16 protein-coding genes are annotated in these 15,538 nt (G+C 37.2%); 5 read left to right on the top strand and 11 right to left on the bottom strand.

Annotated features, from left to right (window positions below; translation table 11 throughout):
• The first annotated feature begins 345 nt into the window (after positions 1-345).
• From ACQKP0_RS05050 to ACQKP0_RS05040, 3 genes are all read left to right on the top strand, one after another.
• A complete protein-coding gene (locus ACQKP0_RS05050) occupies positions 346-789 on the top strand; it encodes an SgcJ/EcaC family oxidoreductase (protein WP_427404722.1) in 444 nt (147 codons plus the stop codon).
• A 37-nt stretch (positions 790-826) separates the two neighbouring features.
• On the top strand, positions 827-1,258 hold the full coding sequence (locus ACQKP0_RS05045) for an SRPBCC family protein (protein WP_427404721.1): 432 nt from the start codon (positions 827-829) through the stop codon (positions 1,256-1,258).
• Between the two features lie 195 nt (positions 1,259-1,453).
• Positions 1,454-1,966, top strand: a complete 513-nt coding sequence (locus tag ACQKP0_RS05040; protein ID WP_427404733.1) for a GNAT family N-acetyltransferase — start codon at positions 1,454-1,456, stop codon at positions 1,964-1,966.
• Between the two features lie 37 nt (positions 1,967-2,003).
• Here the strand turns inward: ACQKP0_RS05040 and ACQKP0_RS05035 are convergent, their stop codons facing one another.
• A complete protein-coding gene (locus tag ACQKP0_RS05035; protein ID WP_427404720.1) occupies positions 2,004-2,324 on the bottom strand; it encodes a DUF4870 domain-containing protein in 321 nt (106 codons plus the stop codon).
• A gap of 743 nt (positions 2,325-3,067) precedes the next feature.
• The gene (locus ACQKP0_RS05030) at positions 3,068-3,370 is read right to left on the bottom strand and encodes an iron-sulfur cluster assembly accessory protein (RefSeq protein WP_427404719.1); all 303 of its coding nucleotides are present in this window, start codon (positions 3,368-3,370) and stop codon (positions 3,068-3,070) included.
• 468 nt (positions 3,371-3,838) lie between these two features.
• Between ACQKP0_RS05030 and ACQKP0_RS05025 the strand changes: the two genes are divergently transcribed.
• Together ACQKP0_RS05025 and ACQKP0_RS05020 are read left to right on the top strand one after the other, a co-directional pair.
• Positions 3,839-4,009, top strand: a complete 171-nt coding sequence (locus ACQKP0_RS05025; protein ID WP_427404718.1) for a hypothetical protein — start codon at positions 3,839-3,841, stop codon at positions 4,007-4,009.
• A 188-nt stretch (positions 4,010-4,197) separates the two neighbouring features.
• Positions 4,198-4,989, top strand: coding sequence for a histidinol-phosphatase HisJ family protein (locus tag ACQKP0_RS05020; protein ID WP_427404732.1), 792 nt, complete (start codon positions 4,198-4,200; stop codon positions 4,987-4,989).
• 112 nt (positions 4,990-5,101) lie between these two features.
• Here the strand turns inward: ACQKP0_RS05020 and ACQKP0_RS05015 are convergent, their stop codons facing one another.
• The 9 genes from ACQKP0_RS05015 to ACQKP0_RS04975 form a co-directional block, all read right to left on the bottom strand.
• On the bottom strand, positions 5,102-6,052 hold the full coding sequence (locus ACQKP0_RS05015; RefSeq protein WP_427404717.1) for a transketolase family protein: 951 nt from the start codon (positions 6,050-6,052) through the stop codon (positions 5,102-5,104).
• Positions 6,049-6,900: a transketolase gene (locus ACQKP0_RS05010; protein ID WP_427404716.1), complete on the bottom strand. Its 852-nt coding sequence runs from the start codon at positions 6,898-6,900 to the stop codon at positions 6,049-6,051. The genes ACQKP0_RS05015 and ACQKP0_RS05010 overlap by 4 nt, the downstream gene beginning before the upstream one ends.
• 74 nt (positions 6,901-6,974) lie before the next feature.
• On the bottom strand, positions 6,975-8,345 hold the full coding sequence (locus ACQKP0_RS05005) for a PTS ascorbate transporter subunit IIC (protein WP_427404715.1): 1,371 nt from the start codon (positions 8,343-8,345) through the stop codon (positions 6,975-6,977).
• A gap of 15 nt (positions 8,346-8,360) precedes the next feature.
• Positions 8,361-8,642 carry a PTS sugar transporter subunit IIB gene (locus tag ACQKP0_RS05000; protein WP_427404714.1) on the bottom strand — a complete coding sequence of 94 codons (282 nt, stop codon included), beginning with the start codon at positions 8,640-8,642 and terminating at the stop codon, positions 8,361-8,363.
• Positions 8,639-10,681 (bottom strand): BglG family transcription antiterminator, encoded by a 2,043-nt coding sequence (locus ACQKP0_RS04995; protein WP_427404713.1) that lies wholly within the window; start codon positions 10,679-10,681, stop codon positions 8,639-8,641. The genes ACQKP0_RS05000 and ACQKP0_RS04995 overlap by 4 nt, the downstream gene beginning before the upstream one ends.
• 548 nt (positions 10,682-11,229) lie before the next feature.
• Positions 11,230-12,627, bottom strand: coding sequence for a glycoside hydrolase family 1 protein (locus ACQKP0_RS04990; RefSeq protein WP_427404712.1), 1,398 nt, complete (start codon positions 12,625-12,627; stop codon positions 11,230-11,232).
• An 86-nt stretch (positions 12,628-12,713) separates the two neighbouring features.
• Entirely contained in the window at positions 12,714-13,793 is a 1,080-nt protein-coding gene (locus ACQKP0_RS04985) for a DUF871 domain-containing protein (RefSeq protein ID WP_427404711.1), read from the bottom strand.
• Positions 13,794-13,805: 12 nt separating this feature from the next.
• Positions 13,806-15,104 (bottom strand): 6-phospho-beta-glucosidase, encoded by a 1,299-nt coding sequence (locus ACQKP0_RS04980; RefSeq protein ID WP_427404710.1) that lies wholly within the window; start codon positions 15,102-15,104, stop codon positions 13,806-13,808.
• Between the two features lie 120 nt (positions 15,105-15,224).
• Positions 15,225-15,533, bottom strand: coding sequence for a PTS lactose/cellobiose transporter subunit IIA (locus ACQKP0_RS04975; protein WP_427404709.1), 309 nt, complete (start codon positions 15,531-15,533; stop codon positions 15,225-15,227).
• Positions 15,534-15,538: the final 5 nt, after the last annotated feature.

Genomic DNA, 15,538 nt, shown 5'->3' with positions numbered 1-15,538 from the left:
CTGTAATATAAATTGAAACGCCGTATACGCGAACCGTACGTACGGTGTTGTGAGAGGGGCGAAAATAAATTACTTTATTTTCCCTCTACTCGATTACTTATATCATTTACTTAAAACATTTCCAGTAATTAACCATAATGTGAAAATATACATTACTTTTATACAACTGTGGAAGTAAAGGTAGCGTTAATCTAGTAGGGATTAATGAATATGGAAACGCAGATAATTTCTAAAGGCTTCTTTTTAAAATTTCTTTTAAAGTAAGGGCTATACAGATAACTTGAATCAAATCTGGTTGTTTATTAATATTAATTCAAACGTATTAGACCTAAAGGAGAAATAATTATGGCTGAACCAAATGAAATTAAAGAACTGTATCAACAACTATTAGATGCTTGGAACAACCGTAATGCTCGTGGATTTGCAGAACAGTTCACAGAGGATGGGGAGAGCATTGGGTTTGATGGGAGTCAGTCAATTGGAATGGAAGAGATATTTTCTCACCTCAATCCGATCTTTGAACAGCATCCAACTGCTAAATTTGTAAGCAAAGTTAAAAGTGTACGTTTTCTTAGTCCTGATACAGCACTTTTGCGTGCGATCGCAGGTATGGTTCCTCCTGGGAAATCAGACATTAACCCTAATGTCAACACACATCACACATTAGTTGCCGTTAATACTGATGGTAAGTGGCGTATCCAACTCTTTCAGAATACTCCAGCTCAGTTTCATGGAAGACCTGAGTTAGTTGAGAAAATGACAGAAGAGTTAAGACAGCTACTTAAATGAATCCATAGTCCAAAAACAATTTGAAGGGGAGATTTTTATGAACAATCTTACAAAAATGAAAATATTGAAGCCAGTCAATGAAATATTTGAAGCCTTCGTTGACCCTACAAAAATAGGGAACTTTTGGTTTTCAACAAGTTCTGATAGATGGGAACAAGGGAAGACAATTACACTAAGATATGATGAATATGATGCAGTAGGCGATATAAAAATAATGGAAATCGAGTTAAATAAAAAAATTGTTTTTCAATGGGGTGCAAATGGGGAAGGACATAGGGTTTCAATTACCCTAAATGAATTAGGTAATTCTGAAAGTATCATTGAAATCATTGAAGAAGGTTTTAATGAAAATGATGACAATTTAATAAGTCAGATATTAGATAATAAAGAAGGTTGGGTCTATATGTTGACTTGTTTAAAGGGTTATTTGGAATATGGTGTTAATTTGAGAGCTGCATTGGTGAAGTAAGGATTTTTAAATCACTCTAACTGGTGTCGTAAATGAAATAAGGAAAGGCTGTTTAGTTTTGTGACAGCTTTTTTTATTGCTTTAAGGGCGAGATTGTGAAGAGTTTATTAGAGGAACAAGGAATTAATGAGTGTTTCATCGAATATCCAAAGTAACAATATAATGAAAAAATAATATAGGAGAATGAGGATGACAATAAAATTAGTGAAACCAACGCTCCAGTATAGAGAACAAATCATGGCTTATCGGCAGGCATTCATAAATATAAGAGAACAACCGCATGGCAGCTGTTCTTTACAACATTTTGATTCCTTTGACAAATGGCTTGAAAAAGTCAAAATTCAAGAAACTGGAGAAAATTTACCACCAAATCGAGTTCCATCCACTCAGTTTTTGAGTATTGAAAATGGAAAATTAATCGGTTTAATTAATATCCGCCATCGATTAACCCCAGAATTACTATTGGAGAGTGGACATATTGGTTATAGCGTGCACCCCGACGAACGACGAAAAGGTTACGCCACTGAGCAACTTCGGCTTTCCTTATTTGAAGCAAAAAAATTAGGATTGGAGAAAGTGTTGATAACATGTGACAAAACAAATATCGGCTCTGCCAAAACCATTCAAAAAGTTGGAGGTATCTTAGAAAATGAAATCATTTCCCCTGATACTGGTGAAATTGTTCAGCGTTACTGGATAGAACTATGATCAGGGACAATGGACCAGACCCCATGTCCCTCTCGGTTTAGCTGCCTTTTAATACTTTTATTCCTTTTACGATATTCCAAATGAAGAAGTAGATCCCGATAAAAATAAAAACAATATAAGTGATGACCCACCCAGCTGCTATTTGATTCGCTTCTAGGATTCCAGATGCACCAATACCCCCAAATGCCCCAATACCAACAAACAAGATAAGATAGGGAATCAAATGTGTCCATAATGACTTTTTCGCATGATATTTCACATCCCCTGATGCTAAAAAATATACAATGATCGGGAATAAAAACGGTGCAAAAAAGATACTAAAGTAGCATAAGGAAGACAAAATATTATTTTCTTTCATATGTTTCACCTCCTAAAATTAATTTCTCATATTTATTCTTTTCGTTCAGATATATAAATTTAAACGCAAAAATTATTTCAAATGTGAATTCTCCACTTCCCTAACGTTTGTAGAGAGAGACTTCTTTCGGAAAAACGTAAATATTATTGAAAATGCCGAAATACTAACCAAGATTGAAATAATAACTTTTTTCATTGATTTCACCTTTTTATCATTGTTTTGTAATGAGGAAGATCTTTTCTCTTTATATCAACTACAAATACAATGATACTCCCCAATTCTTACAGCATTTTAATTTAAACCTTACATAAACCTTAAAACTTGTATAAGTCTTGTAATAGGTATAGTGTTAGTAATTTTTTTAGGTGCTCTGTGGGACACTAGATCCGCTATCTGTGACAAAATCGGATAATTCCTTATGTTTGCGGACTAAGATTCCGCTATTTTATAAAAAAGCAGTGATTTTCCTGTGATTTTTCGTAAATAGCGTACTCAGTGTCCACTCAGCTCTTAAATTAGGGGCATTTAATAAAAATAACGGATTCAATGTCCGCTTTTGATATAAAAATAATAACGCTCAAAGCGATAATTGAGCGTAATTATTTGTTAATTTGTATTCGTATTTTACTGTTGAATAAAGTGTTATTTGATATGCTTTTTAGAGTTTTTTCCACATTATCGGATCTACTTAAGTAAGTACCTTGATTCTTTTTTTAAAGAAAGTTAATTTCTGCAGATTTATCCTAATGCCCATGATGTCCTTTTGTCGGATTTGTTATCACAAAACCTTCTTCCGGCACAAAGAAAAATTGAATCCAAACGCCATCTAAATATTCCTCATCACGCTTGTCTAATAGAATATCAATCCCTTTATCCGTTTTCACGATTTCATCATGCTCTGTTGGATGATCGAATTGTAAAGCATAATGAGCATGATTTCCGTGCATTTCAGTAATTATGACTCGGATCATTTTTCCTTCCGATTCTTCATCTTTCAACATCTTGTCTATCACTTTTGCTGCATTACGATTGATTTTTACCTTCATGAACAAGACCTCAATTCTATTTTTTACCATTCAGTTTGATGAATCTTTCAATGAGTAGTTTATCACAAGAGGAATAAGGATAAACATGGTAAGGACTTTTCTGTTGAAGCAAGGGACGGTTTTCTTGCATCTTTTCATGTCTTGGTGCAATAAAATTAATCGTCAATTAGACTGGAAAACAGAAGTATAGATTGGAACAAATTTTTTCAAGTGCAACGAAAAATGGAATTTGAAATACAAGTATGAGATGGGGACACGAATATTGATGGGTGTCTGGTTTTTTATGTAGAAGGTTTTATGTGAATAGTAACGGGAGGAACTACTAAAATTATGTTTGACATATATCCTATTTTGTATGGGTAAAGTATTTTTTCACGACCGTAAGTATATGCTATACTATCTTTAGTAACTACTTTGATGCAGGCGGTATGTTCTCCTTTCCTCTAATGGTAAGGAGGTGACATACCAATGGATTCTCTCAAGTCGTTGATAGAGAATACTGTAAATGTATTCTTTGCAGCGCTTGCTACAGCTATTGCCGGGCGCATAGTTAGTGGCAGGCGAAAAAAAGGCGACAAAGAAGAACCACCCGCATCGGCGAAAACGAAAGGGTGGTTCTTCTCGTTAATAATCAATTAACTTGAACATACCGTCCAGCAAAAAGTAGTTACAAGTTTTCAAACCAGGGAGTACCAGCTCCTTGGTTTATTTTATGTTTATACTTTTATAGTATACCCTAGATAAAGAAAATTCAAATATAAAATTTGGGAAGCGCAATTTTGAAGAAAAGAATAACCACTAACAAAGGAAAAGAAGGGTATTGTATTATGAATTTAATGGACTATCATCATCATACCAATCATTCATTTGATTCCACTGCCTCTATGGAGGATATTTGTGAAAAAGCGATTGAAAAAAATGTAAGGGAAATCTGCTTCACTGAGCATTATTCTCTTAACCCTTTAGCACCCACATATGGTCATATGAACTTTGAAAAATATATTCAAGATATCGCTTATTGTCGGGAAAAATTCAATCAACAGCTAGTCATTAAAATGGGAATTGAGATTTGTGAACCCCATTTGCTTAAGGATGCCTACTATGAAATTTTAAATCCACTTGGTTTAGACTTTATTTTAGGATCTGTCCATAATATCAATAATGAAAAACTGCGGAAATACTTAGAAAATAAGGATATCCATACCGCGTATAATGGCTACTTCGAGGAAATATATCAGATGGTAGAGTGTGCAGATATCGATGTAATAGCGCATTTAGATTTACTCAAACGCTATTCGATCAATTCTCTTGGAATTTATGATTTTCCTCAATTTAAGAATATAATAGAGGCTATCTTAAAAAAAGCAATTGATCGAAATATTGGGATAGAAATCAATACATCTGGACTTAGAGGGAAATTAAATGAAACACTTCCTTCTATAGAAATCATACAACTTTACAAAGATTTAGGCGGGGAAATATTGACCATAGGTTCTGACTCCCACTCGGCAGATTTTGTAGGATCTCATCTATCTGAAGCTATTTCAATGGCAAAAGAATGTGGCTTTAAATCTATCTATAAGTTTGAAAAGAGAAATCCAATAGGGGCTAAAATCTAAATTCATCTTTGAACTCGATTGGTTTTTTAGTACTTTTTTAATAGTTTTGGTGAGTAAAACCACAGAAAAGAGGGGAAGCCTTAGTGACCCCTCCTCTTAATTCATAACACAGTTACTTTTTCCGCAATACTAGTTTCTCAGCTTCTTGAACGATATTTTCAGCTTTTAAGCCATAAAATTCTTTTAAGTAATCTACTTTTCCCACTTGACCGAATTTTTCTCTTACACCAATGCGATAAAGTGGAACGGGATGGTTTTCGCTTAAGGCTTCCGCTACAGCACTTCCTAGTCCGCCATTCACATTATGATTTTCAGCTGTTAGGACGGCACCTGTTTGTTTGGCTGAGTTGACGAGTGTTTCTACATCCAGTGGTTTGATGGAAAACATGTCGATTACCGTTGCCTCAATTCCTTTTTCAGCTAATTGATCGGCCGCTTTCAATGCCTCGGCGACAAGGATACCCGATGCAACAATGGTGATATCATTTCCTTCTTTTAAAACTTTTGCTTTTTCAAAGGTTTCGCCTTCTTCATAAAGTTTTACCGCATTCTTCCGGATGGTACGGATATAGTTGACTCCACCTTCCCTATAAGCTTTTCTTAAGAGGTAAGCAAGTTGCGTTGCATCGCTGGCTTCGTACACCTTTGCGTTTGGAACCTCACGCATAAGTCCCATGTCTTCGAAGGTCATATGGGTACCACCGTTATGTTCAGCGGTAACGCCAGCGTCTGACCCCACAAGAACCGCGTGCAATTTTGCATAGGCTAAAGAAACAAATACTTGGTCGAATGCTCGTCTTGTTACGAATTGACCGAAGGAGTGAACAAATGGTTTTCTACCAGTTACTGCTAGCCCAGCAGCAACGCCCATCATATTGGCCTCCATGATTCCAACATTGACATATTGCTTCGGCATTTCATCTTTTAAGCGACCTGTTGACATCGAACTACTTAAGTCTGCTTCTAAAGCGATGACACGATCATCAGCTGCTGCTAATTCCTTTAACGTATTTGCATATACTTGACGCATTTCGATTGTGTCGAGTTGTGGTGTGTAGGTCATGCTTCTTCACCTTCCTTTATGCGTTGTTCCAATAGAGCGATAGCTTCTTTTAATGCTTGCTTATCCTCATCATTTGGTCGGACGTGATGATTGTCAGCCTTTTGCTCAAGATATGGGACACCTTGACCTTTCGTTGTATCAAGGACAATAGCTATAGGTTTGTCTGTCACTTGTTTTGCTTGTTGAATCGCTTCATCAATGGTACGAATTGAACTTCCATCCACCCGGCTTGCGGAAAAGCCGAATGCTGCCATTTTTTCAACTAAGTCAAGTGGATCAATAATATCCTTAGTCGGTCCATCTAATTGCTTTTTATTGTCATCAATGAAGACTATTAATCTATTTAAACGATGATGACCTGCAAATTGAAAGGCTTCCCAACATTGACCTTCATTTAATTCTCCATCCCCAACGATACAGTAGGTGTAATTATCTCGTTCATCAAGTTGATTACTAAAAGCAATGCCTGTTGCAACAGAAATCCCTTGGCCTAAGGAGCCTGTTGTCATCTCGACCCCAGGTGTTAAGTTACGATCGGGATGGGAAGGGAGGGTCGTTCCGTTTTGATTTAATGAATACAAGACTTCTTCAGGGAAAAAGCCTTTTAAAAATAATGTTGCGTATAACGCGGGCCCTCCGTGTCCTTTTGAAAGAATAAAATAGTCTCGATTTGGATTTGTTGGATCATCGACTTGTTTATTCAAATGCTTTCCATAAAGAACGGCTAATGTTTCAACGATGGAAAGACTTCCGCCATAGTGACCGAATCCTAAATGACCTAGTTCTTTTAACGTAAAGTAACGAATCTTATCTGCAAAGACGGTGAGTGAATCAGTCGTTGTGACCATTGTGGATCCTCCTTAAAATACTAGAATAAAGCTTCCTTTCAAGAATCCTGTCTTGAAAGAGAGTCAGCTTTCGTTTATGCTTCAATTTTTGTATTGTTATCTTTTGTTTTTTTGCGGACGCTAAAGATAAACATCAGAGCAAGAACTACCAAGATTCCAATAATGATGGCAACTTTTCCACCATAATTTGCGAGAGAACCAAGGAAAATACCCGCGATTCCGAAATCGGCATCAGAGAAGGTTGAATTGGCAAAACCGAGATCTCCGAGCACTGGCATTAAGAAAACAGGAAGGAAACTAATGATGATCCCATTGACGAAGGAACCAATGATTGATCCTCGAATTCCACCAGTAGCATTACCGAATACACCCGCTGCTGCGCCCGTGAAGAAGTGGGGAACAACTCCTGGTAAGATGATAACACCACCTGAAAAGGTTAGAATTAACATGCTCACAATTCCGCCGACAAAGCTTGAGAAAAATCCAATTAACACAGCATTTGGTGCATATGGATAAATAATAGGAACATCAAGTGCTGGTTTTGCATTTGGAACCATTTTTGTTGAAATCCCTTTAAAGGCTGGTACGATTTCTGCTAATACTAGTCGTACACCTGCAAGAATAACGAAAACACCTGCAGCAAACATACCTGCTTGAATGAGTGAGAACACAATATAGTTCTGACCATTACTTAGATTTTCTTGAATATAAGAAGGTCCCGCGAAAAGGGCTACAATGACATAGATTACAGCCATTGTTAGGGCGATACTTACGGTACTATCACGTAGGAAACCTAATCCTTTTGGGAAATTAATTTTCTCTGTGGAAACAGGTTTTTTTCCCGCAACCGCTTTACCTACTAAGCCACTCACAGCATAGCCAACACCACTAAAATGTCCAAGTGCCACATTGTCATTTCCAGTCAATTTTCTCATAAAAGGCTGTAAAATCGCTGGTGATAAGGACATTATAATTCCTAATACAATGGCACCCATAATAATCAAGGGCCCAGATGTAAATCCAGCTACTGATAAAATTACGGCAATCATACAGGCCATATAAAGTGTGTGATGTCCTGTTAAGAAAATATATTTAAAGCGGGTAAAGCGAGCAATCAAAATATTGGCAATCATTCCAAAAAACATGATAAGTGCGGTACTGGATCCGTATTTTGTAAGGGCCATCGCTACAATGGCTTCATTATTTGGAACGACTCCTTTTACATGAAAAGCCTGTTGAAACATATCTCCAAAAGGTGCTAAAGCATTTTGCAAAATACCGGCACCGGCTGAAATCACTAGGAAACCAACAAATGTTTTCGTGGTACCTTTAATGATATCAGGTAATTTTTTACGTTGGGATAATAATCCCACTAAGGCGATTAACGCCACGAGGATGGAAGGTTCTCTTAAGATGTCGACTAATATTTTCAGTGCACTATTCATTTTTCCTCACCCCTGTTACATGATATTATGCTGTTTTAACACTTCAACCACTTTTGTACGAAGCTCATCCATATCAATGATGCTTTCAAGGACGATCACATCACCAAGATGAGATCCACCTTCGGCAATGTCCTTTGCTAAAAAGAAAACATCGGCATCACCAGGAGTTGCAGAGCTTAAATCTGAATGTTCTACTTCAACCCCTGTTACACCTAATTCATCTAGGATTTGTTTGATGTTCATTTCTACCATAAAGCTAGTGCCTAAACCTGATCCACAAACTGTAAGTATTTTCATTTTTCTTCTTCTCCTTTTTTAATTAATTCTATTAGTTCATCTGCTGAAGTGACTCCCTTTAGAGCATGCAAGGATTCTTCATTGGATAAAAATTTTGTTAATTGTGAAAGTGCCTTTAAATGAGTTTGACTATCGATGGCAGCAAGACAAATAAAAATGTCCGTTGATCGCGTTGAATCTTCAAGCAAATTGACGGGTGTCTGTGTCCGTAAGAAGGACATACCTAGCTCATTAACTCCATCTTCTGGACGTGCATGGGGGATCGAGATTCCTTTACCAAGATAAATATAAGCCCCATTTTCAACTACTTTATGAATCATGGCGTCTATATAGCCATTGGTAATTTTGTTCGTTTCTAGTAATGGTTGCGCAGCCATTTGAATGGCGGCTTTCCAATCAAGAGGTTGATCGGTAAATTGGATCATCTCTTTTGTGAGGATTTCTGATAGCATGGGAGCATATCTCCTTTCAGTTGATGTTTTGGTCAATAGTTGATCAGATATAGCTTCGTATAATTTTTGTTCATCTTTAATGTCGGCATAACGGCGGATGACTTCCATTAATTCCTCCACTGATACGTTTCGATGGTCTAGTGACCCGAAATCAGTTGCAACCGCCTGGATGAGATAGTTTTTTTCTACTGCACTTAGTAATGGTTGGGTTAAGTACACCGGTTTAAGAGATGGTAAATATACAGTTGAAAAAATCATGTCATAGGAATCAGGATTGATTTTCTTTGCATTTTCAAGAGACTCCGGATACGAAAACTGTATTTCAGGGAAAATATCTCTTAATTGCGAACGCATCATTAGCGATGAACTAATCCCATTCGGACAGACGATCAAGGCACGATACACTTTCGATTCCGTTTGGCGTTTTGCAAATTGTCCACCAAAATGAAGGGTGAAATAGCCGACCTCTTCATCTGAAATCATTTGATCAGTCGCCTTTTCTAGTGGTTTCAGAGCTTTTCGGACAACGGAAAATAATTCGCTATGTTCCTCTTTAATCCGATCAATGAGTGGGTTGGCGAGCGGTATGGCAAAAAGTATTCGGAAATACGCTGGTACAAGATGTGCATATAAGCTATCTCTTAGTGTCGCTTTATCATCAATCGTGATTAACGTAGTTCTTTCGAAACGTTCAATGATATTATAGGCCATCTTCATTAGTAGAGGATCATGACTATTTTTCGCTGTTCCCTGTACGGCTGATAAAAGCTGTATCGTTAAATACATACTTTCACCTTGATGAGCTTCCCCAAATATAACTTGGGCTAGTTGTTTCCCCATTTCGTATAAAGGTTGTTTCATTATAAGCTTCTGCATCTCAGGAGAATATTGAATGGTTTGTCGCCGATGTCTAAGCTTAATAAAAGCAAGCAAAAAGCTTAACTCTTCCACCCGATCCTTCACAAACTGAATAGCAAACTGCTCGGCTAATTTCTCCATTTCTTCCCGAATCGTTTCCTGCTCTAATTCTTTTTGCCACGATTTCATAATATGTTGAATTCCAAATCGACCCATTGGTATTTGTAAAATAGAGCTTAGACAAAGAGAAGCAATTCTACGTTTATTCTCTTCTGTCCCATTAAGGTGGTAGCCATTCGTACGGTTGTAGCTTAGTTCAATTTCTAGTTCTGCACAAAACTCTCGTGCTTTTTTCACGTCTGCTAAAGCGGTATTCCGACTTACTTGAAGCAATGATTGATAATGTAAGTTGGATACCGGTTCACTCCGTATAAAGGTATAAAGATACAGTAAATACATTCTCTCTGTCTCTTGAAAAACCAATTGGTTCTTTTTAATAGGAAGATCTCCGTTTTTCCACCTTTCTGCCAATGCATCATCAATCTGAAAATGATTGTTATCAATTTCAATCGGCAGGAGATGTAACTCTTCTAATCCATCATTTAATTTTTCAAGATCATAAAAAAATTGACGAGGTGATAATTTAAGCTTTCTAATTAATTCTGGAATTGTTATACGACTATACAAAATCATATGATTCAATAATTGTATAGAACGATGATCAAACATTTATTTATCCTCCTCAGTAATATCATAATTCGTAAGCGTTTTCTTTACTATCATAATTGAGTCCAATCATTGTATAGAAAATAATAGGAAAGTGGACTTAACAAAATATAGGTAATTGTTAGTATACTTGAATTGGAATTGAAAAGCCTATTAAGATGATTGGGAGAGGATATGGTGGAACACGGGGACCTTGTCCCTATTTTTATATTGAAGCATTAAATGGAAAATTGCTTAATACATAGCGAAACCCGTTCTTTTTAAACTGGCGCCTATATGGCAATCAAAAATTTTGCGCAGGTAGATTTATCTCGTAGATAGCACTAAGGCACAACTAGCTAGAATCCACTAGTTGTGCCTTTTTTGCACGCAAAACTTCCGATGGTCCCCTGAAAGAACCGTCACCTTTCTTCGGTTTTTGGAATTTTAGAGATATTCTTTGAAATCCATTGACGTTTTAAATACAATAGTTATGAAATCGATTTCTTGAATATATTTTCAGTTACTTGTTTGCAATCATGGTGGGACAGTGGACCAGACCCACTGTCCCATTAAAATCCATTATTATCAGATAGCTGCTTGAACCATTTTCCGCTTTTTTTGATTGTTCTGGAGGCATCTCCGTATATATCAACTGCGACGAGTCCATAGCGGTTTTTGTATGCGTTTAGCCAAGACCAGTTGTCCATAAATGTCCATACATGATATCCTTTTACATTCACACCTTCCTGAATTGCTTTGTGAATCCATTTTAAGTGATCCTTGTAGAAGTTAATCCTGTAATCATCTTGGATGATGCCATTTTCATCTGCAAAGCGATCTTCGCTTTCAACACCCATGCCATTTTCGGAAATAAAGCATTCAATATTATGATAGTTTACTTTTACATTTACTAAAATGTCGTAAATACCTTTTTCATAGATTTCCCAGCCACGGTGAGGGTTTATCTTTTTCCCAGGCATGTCATAATAATCGAAGTAACGTTCCGGCATAAATGGTGCATATGGATTTGGCATGTTATCCTTTGCTTTTACACGACGAGGCTGATAATAATTAATTCCAAGAATATCGACTGTGTTTTGGCGAATCGTATCAAGGTCACCAGGCTCAATCTTTGGCATAAATCCTTCAGAGCTAATTAGTTCAACTAGATCTTCCGGATATTCGCCTTTCACAGATGGATCTAAGAAAACCCGGTTAAATAGGGCGTCAGCGATTGCAGATGCTTTCAAATCTGCAGGATGCTGGCTTCTTGGATACGATGGAGTTAGATTTAGGATGATACCGATTTTCCCATCCAAATTCTTAGTACGATATGCCTCAATTGCCTTAGCACTTGAAAGCATGGTGTGAAAAGCAACCTGAACTGCCTTTTGAAAATCTACGATATCTGGATAATGGGCCCCATATAAATAGCCCATTTCAACCGGAACGATTGGTTCATTATGGGTAAACCATTTCTTCACACGATCCCCAAAGAGGTCAAATGCTGTTGAAGCATAGGCAGCATATGCCTCAACTATTTCTCTAGATTCCCATCCTCCAATTTCCTGCATAGCAAGCGGCATGTCAAAATGATATAAATTAACAAACGGCTCAATCCCATGAAGCAGTAATTCATCGATGACCTTATTGTAGAATTCTACAGCTTTTTGATTCACCTCTCCACGGCCTTGTGGTATTAAGCGTGACCAAGAGATAGAAAGCCGGAAGCTATTATGTCCTGTCTCCTTTAAAAGCTGTATATCTTCTTTATATTTATAGTAGAATTGAGACGTATTTGTTGGACCTACTCCATTAAAAAATCGATTTGGTTCTTTTTCGTACCAGTAATCCCAAATATTTTGCCCTTTGCCATCAACTTCTGCAGCTCCTTCGATTTGAGTCGCTGAAACAGCAGACCCCCACCAAAATCCTTCTGGAAACCTATATTGTAATTGATTAGCCAATTGAATTTCCTCCTATGTAAAGAGTAAAACCAAGCATAATTGATAGGCTTGGTTCTCTTATTCATTTTAAATATTTTTTCTGCTTATTATTTCTCAACCAACCTAAACTTCTGCCAAGGCTGAATGTGATCAAGTAGATATTGTTCATCCTTATCAATCCTTGCGACAATATTCGTTTTTCCGCTGTTCTCCATATCCTGAAGTGCAATGTGCATTTCACCTTTGTAACGGTCATATCCAGAGTTATCAATCGTTACACTTCCACGAGTGATCAAACTCGTATCATGTGGCGGAAACTCTTCATGTTTGTAAGTAACCCGACTGTCTGTTGAACGGATGACATAGGTGGAGACATCGCCGCGATTGACATGCTGACCCGCCAGCACTATTTCTTTTTCCGTCTTTGTTGCCGCTTTTTTGAATTCAACCTTTAATTCTAATTGATACCGGTTAATGGATGGTAGACGCTTTAACTCTTCTTCCGAAGCAAATGCATTCCCAATAATAACGTCATCTATCAGATCTGTTTGGAACATATCTTTCGCTTGAATATCGATTGGTAAATATCGATGTTCCTCAAGGGTTGGCAAACCTTCTTGAACCGGCCAAGGACCGAACGCTGCATCTTTAGAGGAAATCATCGCGGCAGTACGAATCCCATGTTCTCTATACTGCTTCGAGCACTTTAGGAAATGTTCTCTCGACAGGCCGGTATAGCGGCGCGGGTAAAAATTATGGCAGCCAATGATTTGATGTTTATTTGGAACATAAGATAGAATTTGCTCCAGATATTTCGTACCTTGACTCATATTTAATTCAATACTTAAGCCATGCTCATTGAAGGACATCACACTTTCTTCTAATCCAGAAAAGCCTAAATCAAGACGAAGTCCTGAAAGTCCAAGCTCTTTGAAATAAGATAAGTCCTTGTAGGAAAGATTTTTATCATGGAAAACTGTTGGACTTACATCTGCTATTACTTCAAATCCAAGCTGATTAGCTCTCTTTACTAGGTCTTGGAGCTTGCGCACATCCTTTTCGTTTTCCGCTGACATTAAACAAGTGAAGATTCTTGAAAAGCCGTACGAACTTGCTTTTTCAATATAATGAATTTGTTCTTTCTCTGTTCCATATTGCGGGTAAATAGCGATTCCTAATTTTCTCAACCTCGCTCACCTCTATTTTGTAAACTGTGGTAAATAATCTTTATTTGCTTCTAAAATATCGTGTAACAAATGCTTTGCCACTTTACTTGATGGAACGAATGGGTTATTTACAAGCGCGAGTAGTGCTTTGTGTTTATTACCAGTTACCGCTGCTTCAATCGTTAATTCTTCAAATGCTTTTACTTGCTGGATTAAGCCAATCACTGATGTAGGAAGTTTTCCAACCTGTAACGGTTTTGGGCCTTCACTATTTACTACACAAGTAACTTCAACTGCCACATCATCAGGAAGCTGTGAAATGGTACCGTTGTTTGGTACATTCACTGTATGGATGGCGTGATCATTCGTAATAATGGATGTAATAAGTGATACTGCTGCTTCAGAATATAAGGAACCACCACGTTCTTCTAATTCCTTCGGCTTCACATTTAATGCTGGGTTTTTATAGGTTTCAAATAACCCTTTTTCAATTTCCTTCACCTGTTCTGCACGAGTTCCTCTTTGTTCTGCTGCTTCTTTTTCTTCTATCAGCATTTCATCCATCATGTAATAATATCGATGATAAGGGCATGGTAGAACTCGAAGTGCTTTTAAGAATTCTTCCTCCCAGGGTGCATCATGAATATTTCTCATATTCATATTTTTTCCTTCAATAATACGATCAAGTAATGTATCCATTTCATCTTTGCCATTCACATGAACATTGGTTGCGTAGACAAGGTGATTTAATCCAGCAAATGACATATTTACATTATCTCGGTCAACCTCTAATATATTTGCAGACATTTGCTTCATATTGATTGGAACATTGCAAAGTCCAATTGCCTTAACAGACGTGTACTTGTGAACGGCTTCTGTTACCATCCCAGCTGGGTTTGTAAAGTTTATTAACCAAGCGTCATTTGAATATTCTTCAATCTCTTTACAAATATCAAGGATAACTGGAATGGTGCGAAGTGCTTTTGCGAATCCTCCTGGTCCAGTTGTTTCTTGGCCGATTACATCATATTTAAGAGGAATGCGCTCATCCATTGCTCGTGCATCAAGGCCGCCGACACGGAACTGTGTTAGTACAAAATCTGCATTTGTAATGGCCTTGATTCTATCAAAAGTGAGTTCTACTTTAATAGGAAGCCCACTTTTCTCAATCATTCTTTTTGCAAGGGCACCAACGATTTCTAATTTTTCTCTACCAGCTTCAATATCAACAAGTACGATTTCGTCTACATTTATTTTATCTGCACGAAGGATAAATCCTTCAATTAATTCAGGTGTGTAACTGCTTCCTCCACCAATAACTGCAATTTTCATTTTTTCTTCCTCCCTTATTTGGGGCTTGGACGTCCCTATGTCAATAAAGAAAGGCTCTGTTAAAAGACGCTGTTAACCTTCAACATGTCTTTTCGCATAGCCAATCTATCATTTCTAAAATTATCTTTTTATCGTTTCATATAAATCTACAAATTCATTTGCTAGATCTTTGAATGTGATTGCATTCATTAGATGATCTTGTGCATGAATAAGCAATAATGATACCTCTGTTTTTTCCCCACGTGCTTCAGATTGAATTAAAGATGTTTGTACATGATGAGCGTTTGTAAGCTCCTGGTTAGCCTTCTCCATACACTCTCTTGCTAATTCAAGATTATTTTCCTTTGCTGCTTGGATTGCTTCAAAGGCATCACTTTTTGCGTTTCCACTATGAAGAATAATCTTCATAATTGTTTCTTCAATATTCATTGCAC

Origin of the sequence: Heyndrickxia sp. NPDC080065, assembly GCF_050281185.1 — a bacterium.
Taxonomy (GTDB): Bacteria; Bacillota; Bacilli; order Bacillales; family Bacillaceae_C; genus Heyndrickxia.
Note: the sequence above shows the minus strand (reverse complement) of the source record. Positions and strands in the feature narration are given on the sequence as shown.